Below are 24,831 nucleotides of genomic sequence, written 5' to 3' on the forward strand. Positions count from 1 at the left end.
TTTAAAATTTTAAAATAATTTATGAATACACTCTGAACGTCCTGTTAACCCATATCGCTACACCTGGCATTAAAAATCACCGGATATTATTTTCTATCATATGATAAATAATGTTCTTGCTATTTACTTTCCGACCAAAGCCTTGCCCTTCTGAGTCGGTCTGTAGCCTGCAATAGTTTATCTCTCAGTTTTGGAAAATCATTTTTATGCTTCTCTAAATAAGCATTCACGGCGTTTACGGCATTAGCGCTGTTATAATTTGCGAAGATGGCACTCAAAAACCCTTTAGGGAAAAAAATCGTACCGGTATTTTGTATTTCTTCCAGGAGCTTTAATGAAGCCTTCAAATACTTTTCACTTCCAGGCTGGCGTAATGGATGATGTAAATAGGTTAGCCCGGAAAGTACTGCCCTTTCATTACTACGCCCCTTTAGATCACTTATCTCATTAAGGAACCGTTCTCTTAACGCAGGATCACTGCTGGCGGCCTGCATAACAACCTTAAAGGTCGCCCGTTTATCTTCATTGCTGATCCTACCAAGTGCGCTATCTAATAAAACCTTATTGCTATCCATTCTGAGGGCGAGTTGCAGGGCCAGATCACTATAATCATCTTCATAAAGTCTGACACCGGCAGGAGGTTTCATATCCAGCCATATTTTTTTCAGGCGAAGTAAGGCCTCCCTACTTTGAAATACACTGCTATAACTCTGAAAATACAATTTTCTGATGTTTGTAGCATTACTTTTACTCAGGTCCGACCAGAGCGTTTCTTCCAAGCTTGGGGCTAATTTCTGCCTTATATCCCGGGGTATAAAATCCCAATAGATTGTTTTGATATATCCTAACAACAAGCGGGTATTCAGTTCATCTTTTTCACTATGGGCCGCTTTCAGAAAGCACTGCAGCAACCGTTCCGGACGCTGCCCTTTGCCGGCAAGCATCTGTTCATATAAATTGATATAGGCACTAGCTCTTTGAAGTGGAGAACCAATCAGGTACAAATGCGTAGCCATTATGGAATCTGCCGGGAATAGGCCATAGCCCATTCCGTTAGAGTTGAATAAGATAAACAAGGGTGTTCTTTGTCCGATGGCTGCCTTTATCTCCATAGCACTACTGCTATTACGCACACCAATCACTTTTATTCCTTTCTCATAAAAAAGTGTGATGTCAAAAATCTGAGGCCAGACAGCTGACCGGCCTTTGTTGTATTCGAGAGTTGTATCTCTTCCGGCGACCTCTTCCGGATGCTGACTGAGCGTAAGCTTTGATATCCGGCCTCCTTTTGTCTCCATCCGGTAGTCAAACACAGGCCGGCCGGCCCTTTCTACCCAGACTTTATTCCATTTGACAAGGTCCACCGGTGTCTCTTTATCAATCAGCGCAATCAGCTCCGGCCAACCCGCATTTCCATAGGCATACATTTTCAGATACTGCCGAACGCCTTTTTTAAAAGCGGCAGGCCCGGCAAGCAACTCTAACTGGCGCATCATAATAGGCGCCTTATGGTAAATAATATTACCGTATAACATGCCTGCATGCTGTAAATTTTCCAGTTTTTGCCGGATCGGTGTAGCTCCGGCCGACCGATCTTCATCAAAAGCCGCCGGATAGTGATCTAATAAAAACTTATGATTGAAAGCCGCCACTTTACCTGCTGGTCTCATACATTTATCAGCCATAAAGTTAGCAAAGACCTCTTTCATCCAGACATCGTTAAACCAACGCATCGTCACCAGATCGCCAAACCACATATGAGCCAGTTCATGGGCCAGTAGATTTGAGCGGTTGTTGACCTGACTGGCGGTAGCCACCGGATCCAAAAACAGGCTGGAGGACTGGTATAAGATACTGCCAGGATGCTCCATTCCTCCAAACTGAAAATTCGGGATAGCGGCCATACCGAGATTATGGAAAGGATATGGCAGGCCCGTCCAGTCTTCATAAAACCGAACGGCTTTATTAGATAAACGATACACCTCTTGAAGACTGGCCTTTATCTTAGCGGGATCTGTTTCTCGGTAAAGCAACTTGGCAACCAAAGTGTCCACTTTTCCTTTTGCCAGTTTAAACTTACCCGCAGTGAAAGCAAACAGATAAGTGCTTAACGTGTCGGAAGGCTCAAAATGTAATGTTTTCCTGCTGCCCTTTACCAAACTGTCCTGTAGATGCCCATTGGCGATCGCCTGCCAGCTGGTATCGACCTGCAGGGTAAGATCAAACACGGCCTTTAAATCAGGCTGATCAAAACATGGAAACGCGGTACGGGCCCGGTCAGGAACAAATAATGTGTACATATAATCATCCCTTCTGTTCAAAGCTTCTTCTCCTGGCTGAAACTCAAATGAGATAGTGTTGGTGCCTTTCTGTAGCTGACCGGCATCAATAATAATATGTTCTTTCTGATAATTGGGGACAGCCTGCTGCCCGTTAATCACCATTTTCTGGAGGGAAGCCGTCCCGTTTTGCCTGAAATCTATCTGTAAAGGCACTTTCAGGCTATCTTGGTAATCAAATTGTATGGCTGACGTAGCCTGAATAGGCTCCTCTCTGTCAACAGGGATGTTGTAACTAATCTTATATTGCAAATGGCTGATCACCCGTTTTCGATACGTCGCCAGCTTTTGAGACACCCCCTGCTCCAGTTCAATTTCTTTTACTTCAGCGTTACTATGGCAGCCTGCTAAGCTATAGCCGAGTATAAGCATTACACTAGCAAAGAGAAGAAATTTAAATCTGGCGACATTCATGTTGAGGCATATTATAATTTAAAAGATTTATCTCAGAAAATACAGTGTTCTTGATAGGCGGTTACTCACAGAGGCCTTTTATAGCTATCCTTTTTTGACATGCAGTAGAAATTTATCCTGGAATATGTCTTCATCAAAGATATCTTCCAGCCTGTAAATGTGTGGCCGGAGCCCGCTTTCAGAAATCTCCTGGGCCAGATCCCCTCCTTTAAGGCAAATCAGACCATTCGGCAGTTCCTGCTCCTTAGCTTTCCTGATGAGCGGCTTGCTCCACTGCCAAAGATTCTTCAGCGAAGTAACGGCTCTGGAGACGACAAAATCAAACTGGCGGTCTTTGATATTTTCGGCTCTTGTATGTTCTATTGTAATATTTTTCAGTCCTATTTGCTGGCTGATCTCTCTAACGACGGTCAACTTCTTGTTAATAGAATCTACCATGTGAAAGGATACTTCAGGAAAGAAAATGGCCAGTGGAATTCCTGGAAATCCGCCGCCGCAGCCTATGTCAATGATTTTAGTGCCTGCTTTGAACTCTATAACCGCAGCAATACTGAGCGAATGAAGGATATGACGGATGTACAGGCTGTCGATGTCTTTTCTGGAAATTACATTGATCTTTTCATTCCACTGGGGGTATAATTTACCCAAGGCTTCAAACTGAAGGGCCTGTTCCGCTGTAAAGCCAGAAAAATATTGCTGAAGTACTTCTACCATAAATAAACGTTTAATGAGATGGTCGGGTGATTTTGTTATTTTTAATACTATCAGCAAAAGCCTTCAGGCTGTTATAATTAAAATCGCTGATCGGTCGGCCTTCCTTGGTGGGCGCCTCATCAATGGTCGTATGTAAAAACACTTTATAGCCGATATGTGCATTCAGCGCAAACTCCATATCAGAGGGATTATTGCCGACCATGATAGATTTCTGAAGATTAATTTGCGGATAGTCCTCCATAGCAGCTATTGCCATTCCGGGATTAGGTTTTCTTAACGGGTCACTGTCATAAAGTTCCTTGGCGTAATAAAAGTGATCAACCCTTCCGCCGGCAGGTGTAATTTGTTCCAGTAAATACCTGTGAATATCTGCCAGCCCTTGCTCCGTGAGCAGACCTCTGCCGATACAGCGTTGATTGGTACAGATCACGATCTTTCCAAATTGCTTTGCAAACTGCGCCATAGCTTCTTTTACCCCTTCATATAACCTGAATTCTGAAATACTCAGGGTATATCCACCGACATGGTCTTCATTAATCACACCATCTCTATCCAAAAACAGCGTCCAGCTAGCATCAATGGTATCGACTTGCTCTGAATGTCCCGCTATTTCTTTTTTATTTTCTGCTATATCCATTTTTTAACTAAATCCCTTATAAATCTGCTTCGTAATGATCTGTTTTATGCACATTATCTACCCTGGCCAAATATATTTTCTTCTACCAACTGGCAGATAATGTGTCCGATAAGAATATGGGACTCCTGAATCCGGGGTGTGTCCGTTGCCGGTACATTAAAGAGAATATCACTTAAGGCTTTGATGGCACCACCGCTTTCCCCTGTGAGACCAATTGTCACCACTTCTGCCGCCCGAGCCGATTCAAAAGCCTTTATGATGTTACGGGAGTTGCCTGATGTACTCAGCCCTATCAGTATATCTCCCGGATATGTAAGTCCCTCAATCAACCGGGAATAAATATCATCAAAATGATAATCATTAGCCACAGCGGTCAGATAGGAGGTATTACAGTGAAAAGCTTCAGCCGGCAACGCTTTACGGTTCAGATAGAAACGGCCCGAGAACTCGGCAGCCAGGTGCTGCGCATCAGCAGCACTACCGCCATTACCGCAAAACCAAACTTTCCTGCCTGCCTCAAATGCCCGTGTGATCATATCCACCGCCTCCTGGATTCTGGCTAAAAAAGCGTCGTCAGCCAATATCTGCTGCTTGACGGCAATGGACCTGCTGATACAATCCTGTATAATTGATTTCATGGTTTAACATTTTGGAATGGTACACTAAATGGACCAGCCCGGAGGGGCTTCATTTTACTTATTTTATCAACGACAGAATCGCCTCTGAGAACCTGGCCCAGCTATAACGCTTTTTTTCTTCTTTGAGGTGAGGCAAAAAATATGCCTCTCCCCTATTGTAAAGTTGTTCGATACCAGCTGCAACAGACTCGGGTGTCGGTTTTGTAACAACACCCACCTGATCATCCGGCACCAGATCAGGCAACCCACCGACATTAGTGACCAACATTGGCTTCTCAAAATGATACGCCAGTGGCGTCACCCCGCTTTGCGTTGCATCCCGGTATGGCTGTATGACAAAATCCACCGCACTCAGATACCACCGCACATCACTATCCGCAATAAATCCAGTCCGCATAATGAGTTGGTCCTCGATACCGAGTTCCCTGATCAGCTTTTCATATTCCTCTCTGCCGCCGTAATATTCTCCTGCAACCAATAGCCTGGGGATAATCCTGCTGTTTTTGTCTTTCAGGCATTTCATGGCTTTTAACAAAATATCCAATCCTTTATACTTTCGGATAAAGCCAAAAAACAATATAATGGGTTCATCGGGCAAATGTAATTGCAGCCGGGCTTCTTGCTTGTTTGCGGGCTCCCCGAAATTATCAAATAAAGGATGCACCACTAATCTGGATGGTTTATCCGTAAATTGACGCAAATCCTTCTCTACTGAATCGCTCATAGTAATAAAGCCATCCACCGGTTTTATAAAATATCTGGTCAATAGCGTATCACCCGGCCTTTTTTCGTGTGGGATAACATTATCCGTGATACAGACAACTTTGGTGTGTCCATTCTTTTTAACTTGTCTTAGAATACTGCCCTGGCAGGCACCCATGTAAGGAATCCAATACCTGACGATGATCAAATCGGGTCTCAGCCGCTGAAGTGCTTTACCAACTTTGCGCCAATTGAGCGGATTAACTGAATTGATGACCACTTTTATATCCAGATCACGGGGTGCAGGTTCATCGCTATATTGAGAGGTACCGGGGAATAGAAATCCGGGATATTGCAAACTATAGGTATACATTTCTACTTGATGCCCTTCCACCATAAATTGTCTGGCCAAACGCTGATCAAAATTGGCCAGACCTCCCCTGAGCGGATATGCAGGACCCAGTATTACAATATGCATACACTAAATAGTTGAGCCTATTTAAAAAGCCTGAATATATCATTGCCAAATGCAAAGACCATAAGGGCCAATATGATGATCATGCCTACCGTCTGTGCATATTCCATAAACTTTTCACCCGGTTTGCGGCCCGTGATCATCTCATAGATACAGAATAAGGCATGCCCGCCATCGAGTGCCGGAATGGGCAGTAAGTTCATAATCGCCAGAATCATGGATAAAAAAGCCGTCAGCGACCAGAAAGCCTGCCAGTCCCAGGTAGCGGGAAACAGATTGGCAATACCCACCGGTCCGCTCATACCTTCGGAGAGATTCACCTTACCGCCGAACAGTATTTTCAGCTGTTTCACGTAGGAGCCGAGCATCCTGCATCCTTTCGCCACTCCGGCAGGCAGGGCTTCCAGGAAGGTATAATGGACAATAAAGGGAGGTTCAGCCCTGACATAGACCCCCATTGTCCCTTCCTCAGAGACATGAACACTTAAATTGGCTGTATCACCGCCCCGCAATACAGACACTTCCACCTGCTGGCCTTTCGCCGCTTTTGTCGGCTGTGTCACCTGATCCCAGAACTCTACAGGCTGTCCGTTGAAAGCAACGACCTTATCTCCTTTTTTAAGTCCGGCCATTTCTGCAGGCGAACCAGCTAACACAGAATCTAATGCGGGAACCTTTTTTCTAAAGTCATCAGCACCCAGAAAATGCAGATGTTTATTAATAATTGTAGAAGTCAGGTCTGCCGGCAAGGATACCTCAACCGGTTTTCCGTCTCTCAATACTTGAATGGTTTTTACGTCATCCAGTAATATCTTCAGTGGAATATCTTCAAAATGCGCCACTTTTTTGCCGTCCAAGGTCAGTATTTTATCACCACTGCGCAATCCTACAGACTGCGCCAATGAATCGGCTACGATTCCATACTGAAGGCTGTCCGTCGGGCGGTAAGCATCTCCCCATTTCCAGAGCATCATGGAATAAATAAAAAAGCCCAGCAGGATATTAACGATAATACCGGCCAGCATGATGATCAGGCGCTGCCAGGCAGGCTTGCTCCTGAATTCATACGGCTTGGCAGGCTCAGCCATCTGTGCCTTATCCATGCTTTCGTCGATCATTCCGGAGATCTTTACATACCCACCTAAGGGCACCCAGCCAATCCCATATTCCGTATCGCCGATTTTCTTTTTTACCAGAGAAAACCAGGGATCAAAGAACAGATAGAATTTTTCGACGCGGCACTTGAACCATCTGGCCGTTATATAATGACCAAATTCATGGAGGACCACTAAAATGGAAAGAGATAAAATAAGTTGGGCAGCTTTTATTCCGACAGTTGCCCAGTCTATAGCTAAAAGTGTCATGTAGATTGCGAAGTAATGATAAAATTAAGTTTTGATTACATATTAACCAATGTGGCTGCAAAATTACGGGCTTCCCCATCAGTTTCAAAGTAATCTTCCAGGGTAGGCCTTTCAATAAAACTGATTTTCGCCATAGTTTTTTCAATCACGTCAGTCATTTCCAAAAAGCCAATTCGGTTATGCAAAAAGGCATAAACCGCTAACTCATTGGCTGCGTTTACGATACAAGGTAAATTACCTCCCTTATTCAGGGCTTCTGAGGCCAGGGCCAGGTTCCGGAAAGTCTTCAGGTCTGGTTTCTCAAAATGTAAGGCGTCGGGCTTTAGGAAGTCATATCGGGGGAATTTTGACTGAATCCTATGTGGAAAACTCATTGCATACTGGATAGGCACCTTCATATTGGGCAGTCCCATCTGAGCTTTAATACTGCCGTCTTCGAATTCCACCATGGAGTGGATGATACTTTCCGGGTGAACAATGACATGGATCTGTTGAGGCGTCAGGTTGAACAACCATTTGGCTTCGATCATTTCCAGGCCCTTATTCATCAAAGTGGCAGAGTCTATGGAGATTTTCGCCCCCATCTGCCAATTAGGATGTTGCAGCGCATGCTCTCGCTTCACATTGACCAGGTAATTTGGCTTTCTGCCCAGAAACGGCCCTCCGCTGGCAGTCAGGATAATCCGGTCGATTTTATTGCGCCCTTCTCCTACAAGGCACTGAAATATAGCTGAATGTTCGCTGTCCACGGGGATGATGGGCACCCTGTTCTCGGCGGCCGTACGCATGACGATATCTCCTGCAACCACTAATGTCTCTTTATTGGCCAGCCCTACGGGCTTACCGATCTGAATGGCTTTTAGCGTGGGCTTTAATCCTGCAAAGCCTACAATACCGGCAATCATCAGGTCATAGGCGTCCATCCCAGCTACATCGGTCAATGCCTGTTCACCTGCAAAAACCTTGGTATTGGTCTGGATAAGGGCTGTCTGTACTGCGGAAAACTGGCTTTCATCTGCTATCACCACAATATTAGGATCGTATTTAAGCGCCTGCTCGATTAGCAGATCCGCATTGGTAGATGCAGTCAGTATCTCAGCTGAAAAGAGTTCAGGATTTTCATCAATGATTTCCAGGGTCTGCTTACCTATCGAACCGGTAGAGCCAAATATTGCAATACGTCTTTTTTGCATAATTTTCAGGGATGCAGGATTAATAATACCTCGTTTTTACGAATGGTTGTAAAGATATTGGTTTTAGGTCTAAATAGAAAATCGCCCCACTGGACTACCTCCGGCGATCAGTGACTTGCTCACTTGCAGGGATTTTTCCTAAAAATATTCCATAAAAACCAAGGTTTCTACATAAGTTAAATTAAAAACTCTTTTAATGCGTCAGCGATTTTCCGGTCATTACTGAGTCTGGGGAGTTTATTTTGCCCGCCCAGTTTACCGATGGAGCGCATATAATTAATAAAACCGTCCTTCTTGACGGGGGTTATTTTAAGTGGCTGGAGAATACCTCCAGCGATCAAATCGTCATAGTAAGTGTTTTTCTTTCTTAGATAATTATCAATTGTCAGGGCCAGCTGTTCTATATTTTCCGGCGCCGATTCAAATTCTATCAACCATTCATGATAACTCTTACCTTCTCCCTGGACCACCATTGGTGCTACGGTAAATTCTGTAATTTTAGCCCTACAGTTGCCCGCGGCGGCCTGCATCGCATAGTCTACTTCTTCCCCGATCACGTGCTCTCCGAAAGCAGAGATAAAGTGCTTGGTCCTGCCTGTCACAACGATCCGGTAGGGATCAAGACTGACAAAACGCACTGTGTCCCCGATATCATAGGCCCAAAGGCCCGCATTATTGCTGATGATCAGGGCATAATTCTGATCCAGTTCCACCTGCTCAAGAGACAACCTTTTGGCACCCGGCTTTCCGTACTCATCTGCCGGAATGAATTCAAAGAAAATTCCCGAATTAGTATTGAGTAACATACCTTTTTCCGTCTGCGTATCCTGAAAGGCAAAAAAGCCTTCTGAAGCAGGAAAAAGCTCAATGCTATCAATTTCCTTGCCAATGGATTCAAAGAGTTTCTGTTTATAAGGCTCAAAATTGACGCCTCCGTATACCAGTAATGAAAAGTTAGGGAAGATCTCTGAAACCTTCTTACCATGCTTTTCTATCAGCCGATCAAAATACATCTGAACCCAAGGAGGGATTCCACTGATCAGGGTCATGTCTTTGGCACTGGTCTCTTCTACGATTTTATCCAGTTTGGTCTCCCAGTCTTCAATACAATTGGTTTCATATTTGGGAAGCTGGTTGGTTCTTAAATAAGGCGGGACATGATGATTAACAATCCCGCTTAATCTGCCAGATGGCACGCCTCCGATTCTGTCCAGTTCAGGAGAGCCGCTCAGAAAAATCATTTTACCTGCTGTAAAATCAGCGTTTTTTGTCTGGGCTATATAGCATAGCAGCGCATTACGGGCTGTATTAATGTGGTTAGAGATCGATTCTTTGGAGATAGGGATGTATTTAGCGCCGCTGGTGGTGCCACTGGTTTTGGCAAAATACAAGGGCTTACCTTTCCAGAGAATATTTTGTTTTCCTTCCTTTACTTTTTCAACATAAGACTTCAATGCCTCATAATCACGAACCGGAATCTGATTTTTAAAATCTTCATAGGTTTTTATCGTTTCAAAGCCATGGTCCTTACCAAATACGGTGTGTTGAGCTGATTTTATCAGGTACTGGCGGATGCTTTTCTGATCCTCCACCGCGCTCGCCATCTCCTTTTTTATCTTATTATAGATAAAGCCCGCGAAAGGCCTTGCCAATAATGATTTTACGTGCATCTTTCTGTACAGTTCTTAAGGCTTCAAATGTAACTTAAATGCGAATGGAAGTCCCAGAAAAAATCGATAAATTCAACAAAAAGAAAATTTCTTTTCGAATATTTTTTTGAAATCCAACTTTTCCCATTACTTTTGCGCTCCTGAATGCCCAGGTGGCGAAATTGGTAGACGCACTGTGTTCAGGTCGCAGCGTTCGCAAGGATGTGCTGGTTCGAATCCAGTCCTGGGCACCATAAAGAATTAAAAACGACTATAAATCAATTATTTATAGTCGTTTTTAATTCTGGCTATATCAGTTCTCTGACCACGGAGCAAGGGATTAACACTTTTAACCATAGATTTTTGCCAACCTGAACAAAAAGAAATTAATTGTCTCTTACACCCCTTGCCGAAGATCTGAAAGATTTAATTTTTGCATTAAAGGCTTCAGCAGATGCATTGGTATTTCTATTATTAAAATAGTTGAGTATTGCCAGGTAATGCGTTTGTAGGGATCTTGATACAGTTCTGAAGGAATCTATTGCACAGTCTTCTACTTCATTATACCCCAATGCTAACCTTTTAAAGGCCTGTTCTTTGCTGGTGCATTTGCGGAATATGGAACTAAGTTTCTGTGAAGGATCATAAGCTTTTTTATGGCCGGATAACCTTCAAATATAAATCCGGCAGCTGGGCTTGTGAGGATGCCCACTTGTTCTGTGGCTTGAATAACAGATATCTGGCTCTTGCCAGCAGTTGTTTTGGCGTGTCTCCGTTGGCCAAAACTTCGGGTACATATGGCTTTTCTTGTTTTTTTGCCTCTTCTGTCAGCTTGTTTTCCAGGTCCAGCTCCTGCCACCGGCCACCGATATTTGATTCTGATCTCCTGTACCGCCTCACTTGCCAGCTGCTGTACATGAAAGCGGTCTACTACCAAATGTGCATGAGGGAAACATTCCGTTTTTCCAGATCGTAATCGATAAAATACTGATGCCTCACTTTAGGAAAAGCGGTACCTTTATCATAGGACTTTCTGTTCTGTTCAAAACCCGCAATCTACTAGTTTCTATAAAAATACCTGCGATTTCTACCCCTGCTGTTCCTCCAACAAAAATTCAGCTACTTCCCTGTTTTCAGAAGAAAATGAAATGCCGACGGCCAGTTTCTTTCTCAGATCGGCTACATAAGGTGAAAGGTAGCCCTTTTTCCTGATCTGCTGCAGGGCCTCAGAGGCAGAACCATCCAGTTTAAGCTCTATTACAAATATGTAAAGGTCCGTTTTAACCAGTACATCACACCTGCCTTTTGCACTATGCACTTCAGTATATACATCCACTCCAATCAGTTTGAAGGTAAGAAAGGTAATAATGGTAAATATGGACTCAGAATCGACCTTCCAGTGATCATAGGGGATGGTTGCAATCAGCGCGTTTAGCTGCCTTACTAATCCTGCTATGTTAGCTGCTTTTAGTGCCACCTGTATATCTTCTATCAGCGCAACTGAATCTACTGACGGCATTTCCCGGTACTCACTTAGTAATCCATCCAACAGACTAGCTTTTACCTCCTGGTTCGGATATCCCAATTCGTATACCTGGCCGCTGGCAGATATATTTTTAATCGTGAGATAACCCGTCTGAAAAAGCAGGGAGCCTGGGTTCGGATGATCTGGATTAAAAGTCGAAAGTGCCAAACTACCCATCCTGATCCCCTCAACATCATATATGTTATTTTTTTTCAATATATTTATTAGGAAGCTAGGGGTTCCCGTTGCAAACCAGTAATTACGGAAAACCGGGTCCTTCATAAACTTCAGTACAGAAAAAGGGTTATAGACGTGCGTTTGCATATTCCAGGTATAACCATTATACCATTCTTTGATCTGAGCCAGTATATCGGGCCTGTTTTTTTGCAATTCAGTGATTTCCGGGGCAAAACTCTTTTCCAGTTCTTTCTGTGTGATCCCTACAAGACCTCCATATTGAGTCGTCAACGTAATATTATCCAAGTTATTGAGGTCCGAGAAAATACTTACCTGACTGAACTGACTCACGCCGGTAATCAGCAAAAAACGTATATTTTCATCACTGGCTTTCAGAATAGAATAGAAACTTTTCATAATGGAGCGGTTAGTATCCATGAGCCCCGGCTCCTCCAGAAAATCAATGATCGGCTTGTCATATTCGTCTATCAAAATAACAACCTGGCCTTTTAGCGCAGCTTTTTCAATAAGATCCCTAAAACGATCTTTTATATTGTCCCCGGAAACTGAAAGGCCCAACTGTTTGGCATTTCTATCTAATCCCCGGTTTATTGACTCGGTAAGCCCGATTTCCTTATAAGGCAATTCCGAAAAATCAAAATGAATTACCGGATGAGACTGAGACCAGTTCCATTTGTCATGAATCCACAGTCCTTCAAAAAGTTCCTTTTTCCCGCTAAACAGCTGTTCAATGGTATCCACAAGCAGGCTCTTGCCAAAGCGTCTGGGCCGGCTGAGAAAATAGTATTTACCGGTTTCCACGAGCTGATGGATGATTTCGGTCTTATCAATATAAACATAGCCGCCCTGCCGGATTTCCCTGAAACTCTGCAGGCCGATGGGGTATTTGCGTTGCATAGGACAAAGATACGAACAATCCTTTGCTTCTATTGTTTTTCCAGCATATCTAAAGAACAAAAAGCCCAGGTCAAAGCAGCAAAAACAATCAAGGGTATACAATCGTCCAACTCCAGTAAGTAAACGGTCTTTTTTGACCTGTAACTCGACCGGATATGTAATTGTGATATAGGCTTTAGACAAACAGGGCGCGCCAAATTTTGCACGACAAGCGAATTATCGAGCGTAAAAAAGCACATCAAACAAAAATTGACATTCTCTTTCTCAAAAAAGGGATATCGATTATATACATTCAATTTACAGAGTCGCTGCCGCAAAATCAGGCAACTTTATCTTATATCTGAAAGCTCCATGGCCTAAATCATCTTTTTCCATCAGCAACTCATGCGAATCCTGACTAATCCAAAACGTTTCTGTGAACTTCATCCCTTTATAGCTGGCTTCCATAAATAACTTCCAACACCGCACTTTAGCGGCACTTCCATATACAGAAATGCTGTCTTCGCCGGTCACTTTGTAAACCAGCCTTTGCGGTGTTTCGATACCCGCATCATAAAAATTAATAGCAAATATTTTATGTTGATCCATGGGTAGCATTTCAAAGGTTTCCAAATCCAGATTCCAATTTAAATTGGGTTGATCAAATGCCAGAATAAGCCCCTTTTTCTGATTACCGGTAACCGAATCTGCCGCCTGGATGTGATCAGAATACCAGTTGTAAGCCACCACACCACGGTGGCTTTGTTGAGAATGGTATAATGGAAGGAAATCAGTGTAATTGTTGACAGATATAAAATGCTCAAAACGGGCAGAATCAGAAGACAGCCAGTTCTGTTTAGTTACAAAAACTTTGTGGTTGTCCCGCTTTGCAACAGACACCCTTCTTTGCCAGAGCCTCATATTGTGTTGCCTTTTAACCCCAGGTATCGTAGTATAAACCAAATACTGACGCAATCCAGGTTTCAGATACTGTGTGTTTAAAACAGAATTGTCAGGAAGATATACCGTATCTAATCCTTTATTGACGCCTAGAGGGGGTTCGGTATTTGAACCGTATACATTTGTTATTGGACTTAACAATAGTGCTGTAGCCCAGAACAAAAGGCATTTAAATGGCTTCATCGTGTCCAACTTTTATAACGTGGAAAGAAACCGTAAATTTATTCAATCTATGTAATCTGGGCAAGCCATTCATAACGCTATTCAGCTATTTATACTATTTTCAGTACGCCTAGAGTGCACACCATACGTGAACGTCAGATTGGCAATAAATAAGAACGTTCAGATAACGCAACCTAAAATAACTTATTGTACGGCGTCGTCCTTGCTGCAGGAACTTACGCAAAAAGTCAGGGCCGCAAAAATAAAAGCGATAGGTGCCAATTGTTTTTTCGTTATCTCACTGTTTGGGTTCTGCGGTTATATCATTAAATACAAAGCACTTGCGAATATAAACTGATTTTTCAACACACTCCCAAAGAGGTCGTGTATTTTCCTCTAATTCATCAATCTCCCAAAACCCTGATTTTAACAATTTCACCTCCATAAAGTCTGTTAACTTTGACCGGATTGAAAAAGTTAGTTTCCATATTCTTAATGGCGCTCTATGCCATGTCGGTCTCTGCATCTGTAGTGAGCATACGCTATTGCGGCCCTATGCAGGGAAAGGTCATTATTTCTGCCTTAGAAAGTAATGATTGTTGCTGCGCTGACAGCCATAATATGGAGATGTGGCAGGGCCTTGTAAAATCAGATATAGTTTTCAATCAGTCCAGCGATGCCAGTGCCGCTCTTATCGGCAAGACAGACACAGTGACGCCAAAGGCCTGCTGTGCTGAGATTGTTTTACAATCAAGGCTCGCTGCCAATCAGCTCATTAATGCAGAAACAATCAGTGCCCTGGGTAGGACGCCACAGTTATTGCCGGCAATTATTTTGCAGCATATAACTTACCGGCCGGTTTTATTAATGCTTCATAAACCGATTGCGGTCTCCGTTAAGCCACCGCCACCGGCGATCCCCCTCTACAAGTTATTTCAGAGATTTACCTTCTACGGATAGGAGACTTCAATAAAATCCACTTCATATAAGTCTGCCAGCCATGTCAACAGTGAACACTGTGATAGTATTATCACTATTAAAGTGGCTGTATAGATATTTGATGTAAGTTTCATCTTTCAGTGGGCTGCAAGGTGAATGTACCAGCTTCCGTATATGGAAGATTTAATAATTGAAAAAAGTCTCTATCATGAAAACACTATTAATTATATTTAGCTTTATACTTATCAGTACACAAATTAGCTTTGGTCAAAAAAAGCAAATCGTAACTGATACGGTTTCCGTTGACGGTGTTTGCGAACAATGCAAGGAAAGAATTGAAGATGCAGCCTTTATAAAGGGCGTAAAAAAGGCAGACTGGAACAAAACGACCAAAAAACTGCTCATTATATATGACCAGCATAAAACCACTCTTAAAGCAATTGAAACAAGTATCGCAAAGGCGGGGCACAATGCAGGAGAAATAAAAGCTTTACCGGCTGACTATAACAAACTACCCTCATGTTGCGCCTACAAAGACCCGCAGATTGTCCATTAAATTCCGGTTCTACATTAGACTATTTGTTTCCGGGGTATTTTTATTTGGCGTCTTTTTGGAGAACACAGCATCGGCGCAGACTGTTTTTCCAGCAACCGGCACTTCCCTATTGGAAGGAAAAGTAATAGATGCTAAGGATAAGAAACCCTTACAGGGAGCAAGTGTATCCTTTTTGAATGTGCATAAGGGAGTGATTTCTGATATCAATGGCCACTTCCAACTACCGGTAAAGAAAGGAGACCGTTATTTAAAGCTGGTAGCCAGGTATGTTGGATACCAGTCAGATACGCTCTCCCTCAAGCCAGACTTTAATCCAGACTCCACGAGTCTGTCTATTTTACTGTACCCTCAGGACCTGAAGACGGATGAGTCAGCCGTTACCGTTCGTTATGAAAGGAAAAGTACCGAGATCAGCCTTCTCGGCGCTATTAAACAAGAGAAAATTGGCGGCGCTGAACTCCTTCGGGCTGCCTGTTGTAATCTAAGCGAAAGTTTCGAGACGACACCCTCTGTGGATATTGGTTATACGGACGCAGTGAGTGGCTATCGTCAGATTGAAATGCTGGGCCTTGCAGGATCAAATACTTTCTATACACGGGAAAACGTCCCGGAAAACAGAGGGTTGGCTTCTGTTACCGGTTTAACATTCACCCCCGGGACATGGTTAGAAGGTATACAGTTAAGCAAGGGTACAGGGTCCGTTGTAAACGGCTACGAAGGAGTGGCGGGGCAGATCAATACGGAATGGCTAAAGCCATTTGAAAAAACAGCACCCCGGCTCCTGTTAAATGGCTATCAAAGTATCCAGGGGAGATCAGAAGGCAATCTCGTGTTTAATCATCACTTAAACGATGCAGTCAGTACGAACCTACTGCTGTACGGTCGGTCTGACTGGCATCGCAATGATGAGAACAAGGATGGATTTATGGATAATCCGGTCGGCAAACTGTTTGTAGGTTCCAACAGATGGTTTTATTTTAGTCCAAAAGGCTTCGAGGTTCAAGGGGGCGTAAAAGCCGTTTATATGGATGGCACTGGAGGTCAATTAAATTTTCAGTTCGACAAGAACCAGCCGGTAAACGATGACAGCTGGGGCTATCACAGTAAAATTAAAAGACTGGAAGGGTGGGCGAAAATCGGTAAGGTATATGTGGACAAGCCATATAAAAGTATGGGGCTTCAACTATCGGGTGTCACGCATGAGCAACGGAGTCTGTATGGCGACCGCATCTATAACGCGGATCAAAAGAGTTTCTATGCCAATTACATCTATCAGTCAATCATCTCCAATACCAATCATGTTATAAAGGCGGGTGTCAGTTTTCAGGCGGACAATTTTAAAGAGAATTTTGACAATTGGAAAATGCAGCGAAATGAAATTGCTCCCGGGGCCTTTATGGAATATACCTATAATTATCTGTCGAAATTAAATATCGTAGCAGGCCTCCGCGGGGACCATCACAACCTTTTCGGCAATTTTCTGACACCGCGGCTCCATATTAGGTATGCCCCTTTTGAGAGAACAGCGATACGGGCATCCATTGGCAGGGCGCAGAGAACAGCCAATTTTTTGTCAGAAAATACCGGGCTGATGGCTAGCAATCGTCAATTTATGCTAAATGGCATTTCTTTAACAGAGACTAAACAGGATGCCTACCCCCTCAAACCCGAAATTGCCTGGAATACCGGAATGAATATTACCCAGAAATTTACTTTGGGTTATAGAGAAGGTTCATTCACTGTCGACTACTATTATACGGATTTTCGAAATCAAATAGTAACCGATTTTGAATCTGCAGGTCTGGTCAACTTTTATAACTTGTCGGGAAAGTCATATTCTCATAGTCTGAATTTTCAGCTAGACTACGAATTAATCCATAAATTGAATCTCAGATGGGCCTACCGGTATCTGGATGTAAAATCCACTTATGGAGGTACGCTTAAAGAGCGCCCGCTTGTTGCAAAAGACCGGGCTTTTTTCAATGCCAATTACGAAACGCGCAACAAATGGAAATTCAACTACACCCTGCAATGGATCTCGGCAAAAAGATTACCGGTAAGTAACGTATATCCGGAAAAGCAATCGCCTTCATTCTTTCAGATGAATGCACAGCTCAACAAAAGTTTCATGTCTGATAAACTGGAATTATACGTAGGTGCCGAGAATCTTACCAATTATATGCAGAAGCCATTAATACTTTTAGCGTCGCATCCGGCAGACCCGGGATTCGACGCCTCACAAGTGTGGGGTCCGGTTATGGGAAGAAACCTGTACATCGGCTTTAGATGGAAACTATAGTGTCTACCGGTTGTCTGTAAAGATAAAAACAAGTATAGAAGGTAGCGATTTTGTCGCTACCTTCTTCTCTTATTACCGTATTATAACCACATCAGCAAACCTCCACTCTTCTTAAAAAGACAGGTAATATTGTTGTAATTAATCAATGGTCACTATTTAACTTTCGGGAGCCGGAGCCGAGCTTTTGTTTAAAAGCGGCCATATGCTGCTTTCGCCTTTAATATCTCCCCTTACCCCTTTATCCGGACCATAAAAATAAAGTGGCCAGCCTTTATAGGTCAATTGAGATTTGCCAAAAACCTGAATGATTTTGAAATCCTCTTTTTTCAAAGTAGAAGGCACACTGCCAATCCCGGTAAAAGAAGTGTCAATTGGCCATGCCGAATTATTACTGAAATCAGACTTGGTGTAAGTGTTAACACCATCTTTATCAGGCGCGTACGCATAAAGTGTATTTCCATTATCATCCGTTAAGTATTGGATGGAGTGATCATCTGTTTTATTGGCGAGCATAACAGAATAATCTGCCTTAGCCACAAACCAATTGCCACCGAATCCATCTCCATTTACTTCTCCTGCTTTTTTGTCTTCAGAATAATAATAAAGCGGCCAGCCTTTGTAAGTTGTCTGCATTGTCCCATCTGTCCGGGTAATCGTCCCAAAATCAGAAGCTTCCAACCCTGCTCCAATCTTGGGTGTTTTGATGTAGTAAACAGGCCAAAGGTCTGTACATCCAGCGTTGCATCCTGATTTTCCATTGGCATCTATTGAGAAAAAATAGAGTGTCTCCCCTGCGCCATCAGTAATAATCTTTCCAAAACTGGCATTTGCAATCAGTTTAATGCTATCTCCTGCATTACTGCCATTACCGTTGCCGTTGCCGTTACCATTACCATTTCCGTCACCGTATCCACCACCGTCGCCGCTGCTGTCTTTTGAACAGGCGATCGCAAAAAAGGCCATCCCCATAATGGCTGCTATCCAATAAAATATTTGCTTCGTTTTCATGATTCAAGTTTTATGATTTATAAAAATTAATACGCACTATTCTACTTCGCTTTTGTCTTTTTCCATCCAAAAGCCCTGGAAATATTAAACCCAAAGTATATATCACCATTTCCCCAGGTCCCGTTAGTTTCAGTCAGATAATAGGGGCCGATCATTCCCTGGGAGTTACTGAATACAAACTGGAAGACATGACCACCGGTTTCAATATCCAACCCGACACCAAAGGAGGGCTTTATATCACGCGAAGGCATTGGATCACCCGGCAGCAAATCATACTCCAGATCCAGACTCAGCCTTTTGGTCAGTTTCATTCTACCGGCAAGTCCAAGGAGAAAAACATCATTTTGATCCTCTGGTGTCGGCACAAGATTGTAATGCACCCAGGTAGGCACGACCTCCAGGGAAAGATTTCTATTAAATTTCCGGGCAATTAATAGCTGGGAAGTATACGCTGTCCTATATTTAGCGTTGAGATAGGGCTTGTCATCATATTTAATCGTCTGAACTGTCGCCCATTCATTTAGACTTACAGCTACAGGCATTTTATGTTCCCGCTGTTGGAGCAGCTTATATTTAAAGGAGGCGTCATAGGTCTTATCCAGCGAACTGCGGCCTATACCTATAGACAATCTGTCTGTCAGGCCGTAATCCAGGCCGAAACGGATTGTCGCATTATCCAAACCAAATAGCTGATATAACCCGCCATCAAGCTTTCCGAACCTGTGCATAATTATAAACTGCAGATTATTCCGGCCGGGCTGTTCAACCGTAGGAAGATTTACAATTTGCGTGGCTTTAAATATCGAGTTTACGTCATCCATCTCAGCAGCCTGCTTCCCAATTGAATCATTTAACTGATTGAGTAAATCGACTGAAGTACTATCCTGGGAAAAGACGCTGGAGGCGCCGGCCGCCAATACCAGCATTACAATTGCGATCCTCTTAAAAGTTATCATAAATAAAGGGTTATTTTTTTTGCATGAGCTTACAATCCACATTTACGGTCACCAAAATGTCGGGGGCTATATTGTTCTTAAGTACGGCTGGTATTTTAATTTTATAGTCAGCGAGTGATATTTTGAATTGGCAGTTGCCGTGAAGTACTTGATTTTTAAGTTCTAAATCCGCCATTGTATTGAGTGGCTTTGTAATGCCACGGATCGTCAGCTGGCCTGTAAGATGAACATGATTTAAGCCTTCTTTTACACCTTCTTTCATACTGCCCGTAAAAGTTGCTTTGGGAAACCTGTCAGATTCCATAACATCTTCATTAAAATGATCCTGCATGAGCTGCTTCTCGAAAAGAAATCCCTTTATTAATAAATTAAAGGCCAATTTATGACGCACCGGATCGATAATTGCCAGAACCTGATGGTTCTCCGCTTTAATATCCTCTACAGGAGATTTCGAAAAAAAACTGATCTGACCACCTCGGGTAAAATAGCTTTGCGCTTCCGACTTTACAGAAATTAAAGCCAACACCATGATCAGGAAAAAAAGGCGTTTCATATCACTCATTTTAAGGTTAAGAAAATCATCAGTTATTCTGGGCTCCTCTGTTAATCCAGTCCCTGATTTTATTGATATCACAATCGGACAACTTTGGCAAGTTAAACGGCATGGCAGGATATCCTGGTGCATGGGTGATAACCCCAATCAAGTTTCCGTTATCTGCCTGTGTTTTTACGGTCCCATAATCTTTCAAATTTATACCTGCCTGCGGAGCGGCGCCATCACCATGGCAGCTATAACAATTTTTAGCCAGTATAGGCTGAACATCTGCCTGATATGCCATATTTACCGTATCGCAAACTGTGTTATTTCCCGATTGCAGATCTGTCTCATTCGCCTTAGAGCACCCCTCCAAAAACAATACAGAGATGGTCACTACAGATAATACCAAGCATACATTGACAATAATGTTTTTCATATTTGTTTAGTTTACAGTTTACTTGATAATTTCAACGTCAGTTAAATTCACATCCATCAAAAAGCCGGCACATCTGCCCTTTACCCTTACCCGCTCTCCTATTTGCACTGCAGAATCTTTTGGAAAACGGAGCGCGCAATTAACACCGCCGCCCGTCAATTCGCTTCTTCCCATTTGAACCGCGACATGATCTCCGTCTACCATCTTCCCAGTAATTTGCCCCTCTACCTCCAAAATTTTGCCCAGGTAAAGTTTATTGGCACTATCCTCATTAGCCGCAAATGCCTGGTACAGCGCAGCTGCATGAACGTCTGCAGCCGCTCTCTCTGACTTCAGCAGAGGCCTTTGTTCATGGTACAGCCGCCAGAACCAAAAGATGGCGATTACCAGGCACAAAGAGCCGCCTACGAAAAAAAATACTTTTTTCATTTTCATTTTAAATCGATTATATTATTATAGGCTATTTCATGTCGCTGCCCATCAGATATATCAGTTAAAAGCTGCGTTTTATAGATATCTGCGCACCGAGACTACCAAGATTCAACTCTCCATAGCCGATACTGCTCATCGGCAATTTTACATAAGGCTCAATTTGAACAGAGGTTCGCTTAAAACTGCGTTCATACCCAATAGAAAGATTTGTCACCGTATATAGGCTTTTCCCTTTACCAGTTACCGTAACACTTCTTTGATACACCTGACCTTTATTGTCGTAATTATAGGAATAGGTTTCCTTCGCCATCAATAACCCGGAAACACCTGTGCTGACAAACGCCTTACTTTTCTTATTACGCATGACATCATATCGGACATTTACCGGCACATCCAGCATTTGACACTTTCCTTCTACGCTCGTTAAAGAAGGGATATTCAAGGTTTTACCACCAGGATGAAAATCACCGGGCGCCATTTTATATACCATGGACTCCAGCACAACACCTGAACCGACAGAAAACTTTGAATCGTTTATTCTGCGTTGAACAGTAATGCCCGTATTAAAACCAGCTGTCTTCCCAACTGTGCCGTTTACAGTTGTCAAGTTGGGTCCGACGATCAGGCCTAATTGCCATTTTCCTTGTCTTGATGCGGCAGCGTTATCGCGGGACGCATTGTAATTTCTGTCTGGAACCGATAAATCACCAGGTTGCGCCGCTTTTTGTGTAGCAAATGGATCATTGGCTGCCAAAAAATCTGCTTTGCTTAATCTCTTCGTTACCGAATCCCCGTTTCTGTTAACAGGGTTTATATTTGGTTCGGGGGCCGCGTCTTCATGTACCAAGAAGGGGTCAATCACACGAATGGATGCCTTATTAGTAGTAATCCGTTGTGGCACAATTTGAAAGGTTTTGTGGCGAATCATTATCATAGCCTTTGCCATAACCGAAGTACCGGCTTCTGAATTGTTCGCTGACGGGACAGCTAACTTTTCACCCTTAATTACCCCATTTTTTCCGGGAAACGCTGATTCAGTGAGCACTTTTTTATGCCTTGCCGGCGCCACTTCCCTTCCTATATAGTCACCACCAGTGGTTTCACCTTTGGTTACCAATACGCGATTATCGGTAGAACGACTTTCCCCCATTTCCTGCCAAATCCCTATAATTCCCAGGCAAAAAAGCACTATCGCTGCTGCGACAATTAACCAAAACCTGCGTTGCCTGAAAAAGGTAATCTTCTTCCAATTTGTTTCTTTACCCTCATTGTCTGTTCCTAAGCTACCTCCCTGCTGCGCCTTCTCCCTATTCTGTATAAATTCTTCCCAAGCTCCCTTTGGCGCAGAAGGTGGATTATACTGTCGGGCAGCGTCACGGAAGATTTTATCTAATTGTTCATCTGTCATATCTGGAAATTTCTTCTGCATGGCTCAATTCCAACATTTTTCGTAATTTTCCTCTCGCCTTTAATAAATTAGACTTAGAAGTACCGATAGAGATCTTCATCATCTTGGCGATATCTTCATGTGAGTACCCGTCTAACACAAAAAGTGAAAAAACATGCCGATAAGCTGGACTAAGATTTTGTATTAAAGCGACTAGTTCTTCATAGGCCATGCTTTCTATCGGATGGCGATCTTTAGATGGAAGATTCTCAGCTTCATTGTCTTGACTATCCCAGGAAATTTGCCTGGCCAGAGATTTCTTGTAATTAATACCTGTATGGATCATTATCTTTTTAAGCCAACCCATAAATGCAGGCAATATCTCAGCTTCATTTTCCGGAACATCAAAATTAATCAACCCTCTAAAGACCCGGACAAAGCCATCGTTCAGAATTTGAGTCGCGTCTTCTCTTGTAGAAGCATAGCGGATACAAATTGTAAAAACATAACCATAGTACTGCTCATACAATACCTTCTGCCAAGCAGGATCTCCCTGCTTGCATCCACTCAAAATGACCATTAGATTATTTTCCATCTTGAGAGGCAAGAATTTATTAATAGCTTTTTAGGTTAAAAATCATATTGCCATTAGTATAAACAGGGAATTAAAAAAAATGGTTGCCTGAAGATAAAAAAATTCTAAGAACGGCGGAGTTTACTTTTCTGAGACCGAAGCTTCGATGTATGCTTCCCTTATAAAATATTGATAAACAGCGGGGACCAAAACAATGAGCCTGCTCGCCCTAAATCGTCAAATTCTTTTCACCATCTTCATTAACGGAATCGGGCGTACGCGTATTGCGTACGAATGTGAATGCTCAATTTGGCAGCACGATCTTATCAACTATTAGAACACCATATGGCAATGCAGTCATCAAAACCCATTTTCATACACCATTCCTGGCATTGATGTCTCATGGAATGCACGTGAAAAAATATGACTATATTATTCTGCGAAAATCCTCAGAAATCTACAAAGGCTGGGAAAAATTCAAGCATACAAGGGGGAATTTTATGCAAAATTCTATAGTGGAAAAAGCTTCAGGTTGCTTGAGTCAGCAGACACGAGACCCATATATCCGGACCTACGCGGGATCTCGCCCGACTGCTTGCGACGGGTACCGGCCATTGCTGGATCATATTAATAATTACCACAGAACAAATAGCTTGCGATGCAGTTTAATCTACTATTATCCTATAACCAAATCAAGGGGTTCCGCACCGGCAGATTCCGGATCACTTCCTCTACTTCCGGGAAGTGATTTAACCTCTTCCAGACACCCAGCCATTGATTATTGCCATATCGTGCAGCACCAAAGATCAGTGAAGGTTGTGCCACAGGCCACTCATTCCAATACATCACATCTTGTTTAAATGGCCATTTTGACTTATCCTGTATATAAGGAAACATAAATTCGATTCCTTTTTTAATGGAGCGGCCATCAGGGGTTTGAAAACTCCATAAATCCATCTTCGGGGTGGATAATATCTGGCAGAGGGTTGTCATCGCATCCAGGTTGAACAAGGAATAGCCATAAGGTTTTGTCCTGGCCAGTTCCTTTGGAAAACTGCCATCCTGTGCCATTTGATCCGGAAGCAGAACCGTTTTATAACGGTTCCTGCAAAAATTCATCAACTTCGCGTCTCCGGTGAACTTTGCAAAACAGGCTACCTGCATAACCCAACAGGTGCCATGGTTATTGGCTGCATTCATTTCATCGATACCATATTGATGTGTCGTAAGCCAATGTAAGTAGGCATTAAACCAGTCTTTGATTTTCCGCAAAGCTTCTTGGTCCATTCCAGGCGCATGCTGCATAATGTATAATCCCTGTGCCACCTCCATTAACTGGATAGCATCAATGATCCCGATGCCGCGCCCGGTCGCTCTGCCCTTAATCGCCTGTGCATACAGCAGATTGGGGTTCATCATCGTAGCCGTATCTACAAACCATGCCCTACAATGCTCCATCGCTTTTTCAAGATATACTTTCTTATGCGTAATCCGCCATGCAGAGGCGAGGGTGCCGACAATGCGGCTGAAACGAATCATAGCCAACCGATGCGCCACAAAATTATCAGGGTTTGTCATGCCATCTTTTCTGATATAGGGACGGTCTACACTAACCGGATCCGGCCACCAATAGTCTCCTTCACTGAAAAAATCATGTTTCCCACCGGCGCTGCGTGGGCTTGTTGCGGCAGTAACTGTTACAGGTTCTTCCTTTAAGGCTTTTGCCGCCGCATGCATGACTTCCCCTCGCAGCATTTTTTCTGCCCGTTGATATACGACAGACTTTTCCAGCCTGTTTTGTGCACCGGCACATAAGCAATACATAATACAGAATATCCATAAAAGCAGACGCATAATTAA

At 43.1% G+C, this 24,831-nt stretch carries 23 protein-coding genes and 1 tRNA gene; 4 read left to right on the forward strand and 20 right to left on the reverse strand.

Annotated elements, in window-relative coordinates:
* Nucleotides 1–119 precede the first annotated feature (119 nt).
* From K9M52_RS06085 to K9M52_RS06120, 8 genes are all read right to left on the reverse strand, one after another.
* Nucleotides 120–2,753, reverse strand: a complete 2,634-nt coding sequence (locus K9M52_RS06085) for a M1 family aminopeptidase (RefSeq protein WP_224071169.1) — start codon at nt 2,751–2,753, stop codon at nt 120–122.
* Nucleotides 2,754–2,837: 84 nt separating this feature from the next.
* Nucleotides 2,838–3,467 (reverse strand): 16S rRNA (guanine(527)-N(7))-methyltransferase RsmG, encoded by a 630-nt coding sequence (gene rsmG, locus K9M52_RS06090; RefSeq protein WP_224071170.1) that lies wholly within the window; start codon nt 3,465–3,467, stop codon nt 2,838–2,840.
* 10 nt (nt 3,468–3,477) lie between these two features.
* The gene (locus K9M52_RS06095; protein ID WP_224071171.1) at nt 3,478–4,104 is read right to left on the reverse strand and encodes a D-glycero-alpha-D-manno-heptose-1,7-bisphosphate 7-phosphatase; all 627 of its coding nucleotides are present in this window, start codon (nt 4,102–4,104) and stop codon (nt 3,478–3,480) included.
* Between the two features lie 53 nt (nt 4,105–4,157).
* A complete protein-coding gene (locus K9M52_RS06100; RefSeq protein WP_224071172.1) occupies nt 4,158–4,742 on the reverse strand; it encodes a D-sedoheptulose-7-phosphate isomerase in 585 nt (194 codons plus the stop codon).
* Nucleotides 4,743–4,800: 58 nt separating this feature from the next.
* Complete coding sequence (locus K9M52_RS06105) at nt 4,801–5,922, reverse strand: glycosyltransferase (RefSeq protein WP_224071173.1); 1,122 nt, start codon at nt 5,920–5,922, stop codon at nt 4,801–4,803.
* 17 nt (nt 5,923–5,939) lie between these two features.
* Nucleotides 5,940–7,283, reverse strand: coding sequence for an RIP metalloprotease RseP (rseP, locus tag K9M52_RS06110; RefSeq protein ID WP_224071174.1), 1,344 nt, complete (start codon nt 7,281–7,283; stop codon nt 5,940–5,942).
* Between the two features lie 35 nt (nt 7,284–7,318).
* A complete protein-coding gene (locus K9M52_RS06115; protein WP_224071175.1) occupies nt 7,319–8,476 on the reverse strand; it encodes a 1-deoxy-D-xylulose-5-phosphate reductoisomerase in 1,158 nt (385 codons plus the stop codon).
* Nucleotides 8,477–8,652: 176 nt separating this feature from the next.
* On the reverse strand, nt 8,653–10,146 hold the full coding sequence (locus tag K9M52_RS06120; protein ID WP_224071176.1) for a GH3 auxin-responsive promoter family protein: 1,494 nt from the start codon (nt 10,144–10,146) through the stop codon (nt 8,653–8,655).
* Nucleotides 10,147–10,292: 146 nt separating this feature from the next.
* Between K9M52_RS06120 and K9M52_RS06125 the strand changes: the two genes are divergently transcribed.
* Nucleotides 10,293–10,379 (forward strand) — tRNA-Leu (locus tag K9M52_RS06125).
* A gap of 132 nt (nt 10,380–10,511) precedes the next feature.
* Here the strand turns inward: K9M52_RS06125 and K9M52_RS19180 are convergent.
* The 4 genes from K9M52_RS19180 to K9M52_RS06140 form a co-directional block, all read right to left on the reverse strand.
* Nucleotides 10,512–10,745, reverse strand: coding sequence for a transposase (locus tag K9M52_RS19180; protein WP_394369860.1), 234 nt, complete (start codon nt 10,743–10,745; stop codon nt 10,512–10,514).
* Nucleotides 10,700–11,062, reverse strand: coding sequence for a transposase (locus tag K9M52_RS19035; protein ID WP_394369845.1), 363 nt, complete (start codon nt 11,060–11,062; stop codon nt 10,700–10,702). The genes K9M52_RS19180 and K9M52_RS19035 overlap by 46 nt, the downstream gene beginning before the upstream one ends.
* Nucleotides 11,063–11,212: 150 nt before the next feature.
* Nucleotides 11,213–12,745 carry an ATP-binding protein gene (locus tag K9M52_RS06135; RefSeq protein WP_224071177.1) on the reverse strand — a complete coding sequence of 511 codons (1,533 nt, stop codon included), beginning with the start codon at nt 12,743–12,745 and terminating at the stop codon, nt 11,213–11,215.
* Between the two features lie 297 nt (nt 12,746–13,042).
* Nucleotides 13,043–13,867: a DUF3108 domain-containing protein gene (locus K9M52_RS06140; protein WP_224071178.1), complete on the reverse strand. Its 825-nt coding sequence runs from the start codon at nt 13,865–13,867 to the stop codon at nt 13,043–13,045.
* Between the two features lie 447 nt (nt 13,868–14,314).
* Here K9M52_RS06140 and K9M52_RS06145 point away from each other — a divergent pair, with 447 nt between their 5' ends.
* The 3 genes from K9M52_RS06145 (at nt 14,315) to K9M52_RS06155 (ending at nt 17,640) form a co-directional block, all read left to right on the forward strand.
* A complete protein-coding gene (locus K9M52_RS06145) occupies nt 14,315–14,806 on the forward strand; it encodes a hypothetical protein (protein WP_224071179.1) in 492 nt (163 codons plus the stop codon).
* A gap of 187 nt (nt 14,807–14,993) precedes the next feature.
* Nucleotides 14,994–15,341, forward strand: coding sequence for a heavy-metal-associated domain-containing protein (locus K9M52_RS06150; protein ID WP_224071180.1), 348 nt, complete (start codon nt 14,994–14,996; stop codon nt 15,339–15,341).
* 55 nt (nt 15,342–15,396) lie between these two features.
* A complete protein-coding gene (locus K9M52_RS06155; protein ID WP_224071181.1) occupies nt 15,397–17,640 on the forward strand; it encodes a TonB-dependent receptor in 2,244 nt (747 codons plus the stop codon).
* 156 nt (nt 17,641–17,796) lie between these two features.
* Here the strand turns inward: K9M52_RS06155 and K9M52_RS06160 are convergent, their stop codons facing one another.
* From K9M52_RS06160 to K9M52_RS06195, 8 genes are all read right to left on the reverse strand, one after another.
* Nucleotides 17,797–18,648 carry a COG4315 family predicted lipoprotein gene (locus K9M52_RS06160; RefSeq protein WP_224071182.1) on the reverse strand — a complete coding sequence of 284 codons (852 nt, stop codon included), beginning with the start codon at nt 18,646–18,648 and terminating at the stop codon, nt 17,797–17,799.
* Nucleotides 18,649–18,689: 41 nt separating this feature from the next.
* Nucleotides 18,690–19,604 carry a DUF5777 family beta-barrel protein gene (locus K9M52_RS06165; RefSeq protein ID WP_224071183.1) on the reverse strand — a complete coding sequence of 305 codons (915 nt, stop codon included), beginning with the start codon at nt 19,602–19,604 and terminating at the stop codon, nt 18,690–18,692.
* 10 nt (nt 19,605–19,614) lie between these two features.
* Nucleotides 19,615–20,157 (reverse strand): YceI family protein, encoded by a 543-nt coding sequence (locus tag K9M52_RS06170; protein WP_224071184.1) that lies wholly within the window; start codon nt 20,155–20,157, stop codon nt 19,615–19,617.
* Nucleotides 20,158–20,185: 28 nt separating this feature from the next.
* The gene (locus K9M52_RS06175) at nt 20,186–20,578 is read right to left on the reverse strand and encodes a c-type cytochrome (protein WP_224071185.1); all 393 of its coding nucleotides are present in this window, start codon (nt 20,576–20,578) and stop codon (nt 20,186–20,188) included.
* A gap of 18 nt (nt 20,579–20,596) precedes the next feature.
* Nucleotides 20,597–21,007 (reverse strand): OB-fold putative lipoprotein, encoded by a 411-nt coding sequence (locus tag K9M52_RS06180; RefSeq protein WP_224071186.1) that lies wholly within the window; start codon nt 21,005–21,007, stop codon nt 20,597–20,599.
* Between the two features lie 64 nt (nt 21,008–21,071).
* Nucleotides 21,072–22,439 carry a hypothetical protein gene (locus tag K9M52_RS06185; protein WP_224071187.1) on the reverse strand — a complete coding sequence of 456 codons (1,368 nt, stop codon included), beginning with the start codon at nt 22,437–22,439 and terminating at the stop codon, nt 21,072–21,074.
* Nucleotides 22,408–22,992 (reverse strand): RNA polymerase sigma factor, encoded by a 585-nt coding sequence (locus K9M52_RS06190; RefSeq protein WP_224071188.1) that lies wholly within the window; start codon nt 22,990–22,992, stop codon nt 22,408–22,410. Before K9M52_RS06190 ends, K9M52_RS06185 begins: the two co-directional genes overlap by 32 nt.
* Before the next feature lie 660 nt (nt 22,993–23,652).
* Nucleotides 23,653–24,825, reverse strand: coding sequence for an alginate lyase family protein (locus K9M52_RS06195; RefSeq protein WP_224071189.1), 1,173 nt, complete (start codon nt 24,823–24,825; stop codon nt 23,653–23,655).
* Between the last annotated feature and the right edge of the window lie 6 nt (nt 24,826–24,831).

The organism is Arachidicoccus terrestris, assembly GCF_020042345.1.
Classification (GTDB): domain Bacteria; phylum Bacteroidota; class Bacteroidia; order Chitinophagales; family Chitinophagaceae; genus Arachidicoccus; species Arachidicoccus terrestris.

Coding starts and splice junctions, on each gene's coding strand:
- K9M52_RS06085 (WP_224071169.1), bottom strand. CDS start 2,753: ATGAATGTCGCCAGATTTAAATTTCTTCTCTTTGCTAGTGTAATGCTT.
- rsmG (WP_224071170.1), bottom strand. CDS start 3,467: ATGGTAGAAGTACTTCAGCAATATTTTTCTGGCTTTACAGCGGAACAG.
- K9M52_RS06095 (WP_224071171.1), bottom strand. CDS start 4,104: ATGGATATAGCAGAAAATAAAAAAGAAATAGCGGGACATTCAGAGCAA.
- K9M52_RS06100 (WP_224071172.1), bottom strand. CDS start 4,742: ATGAAATCAATTATACAGGATTGTATCAGCAGGTCCATTGCCGTCAAG.
- K9M52_RS06105 (WP_224071173.1), bottom strand. CDS start 5,922: ATGCATATTGTAATACTGGGTCCTGCATATCCGCTCAGGGGAGGTCTG.
- rseP (WP_224071174.1), bottom strand. CDS start 7,283: ATGACACTTTTAGCTATAGACTGGGCAACTGTCGGAATAAAAGCTGCC.
- K9M52_RS06115 (WP_224071175.1), bottom strand. CDS start 8,476: ATGCAAAAAAGACGTATTGCAATATTTGGCTCTACCGGTTCGATAGGT.
- K9M52_RS06120 (WP_224071176.1), bottom strand. CDS start 10,146: ATGCACGTAAAATCATTATTGGCAAGGCCTTTCGCGGGCTTTATCTAT.
- K9M52_RS06135 (WP_224071177.1), bottom strand. CDS start 12,745: ATGCAACGCAAATACCCCATCGGCCTGCAGAGTTTCAGGGAAATCCGG.
- K9M52_RS06140 (WP_224071178.1), bottom strand. CDS start 13,867: ATGAAGCCATTTAAATGCCTTTTGTTCTGGGCTACAGCACTATTGTTA.
- K9M52_RS06150 (WP_224071180.1), top strand. CDS start 14,994: ATGAAAACACTATTAATTATATTTAGCTTTATACTTATCAGTACACAA.
- K9M52_RS06160 (WP_224071182.1), bottom strand. CDS start 18,648: ATGAAAACGAAGCAAATATTTTATTGGATAGCAGCCATTATGGGGATG.
- K9M52_RS06165 (WP_224071183.1), bottom strand. CDS start 19,604: ATGATAACTTTTAAGAGGATCGCAATTGTAATGCTGGTATTGGCGGCC.
- K9M52_RS06170 (WP_224071184.1), bottom strand. CDS start 20,157: ATGAAACGCCTTTTTTTCCTGATCATGGTGTTGGCTTTAATTTCTGTA.
- K9M52_RS06175 (WP_224071185.1), bottom strand. CDS start 20,578: ATGAAAAACATTATTGTCAATGTATGCTTGGTATTATCTGTAGTGACC.
- K9M52_RS06180 (WP_224071186.1), bottom strand. CDS start 21,007: ATGAAAAAAGTATTTTTTTTCGTAGGCGGCTCTTTGTGCCTGGTAATC.
- K9M52_RS06185 (WP_224071187.1), bottom strand. CDS start 22,439: ATGCAGAAGAAATTTCCAGATATGACAGATGAACAATTAGATAAAATC.
- K9M52_RS06190 (WP_224071188.1), bottom strand. CDS start 22,992: ATGGAAAATAATCTAATGGTCATTTTGAGTGGATGCAAGCAGGGAGAT.
- K9M52_RS06195 (WP_224071189.1), bottom strand. CDS start 24,825: ATGCGTCTGCTTTTATGGATATTCTGTATTATGTATTGCTTATGTGCC.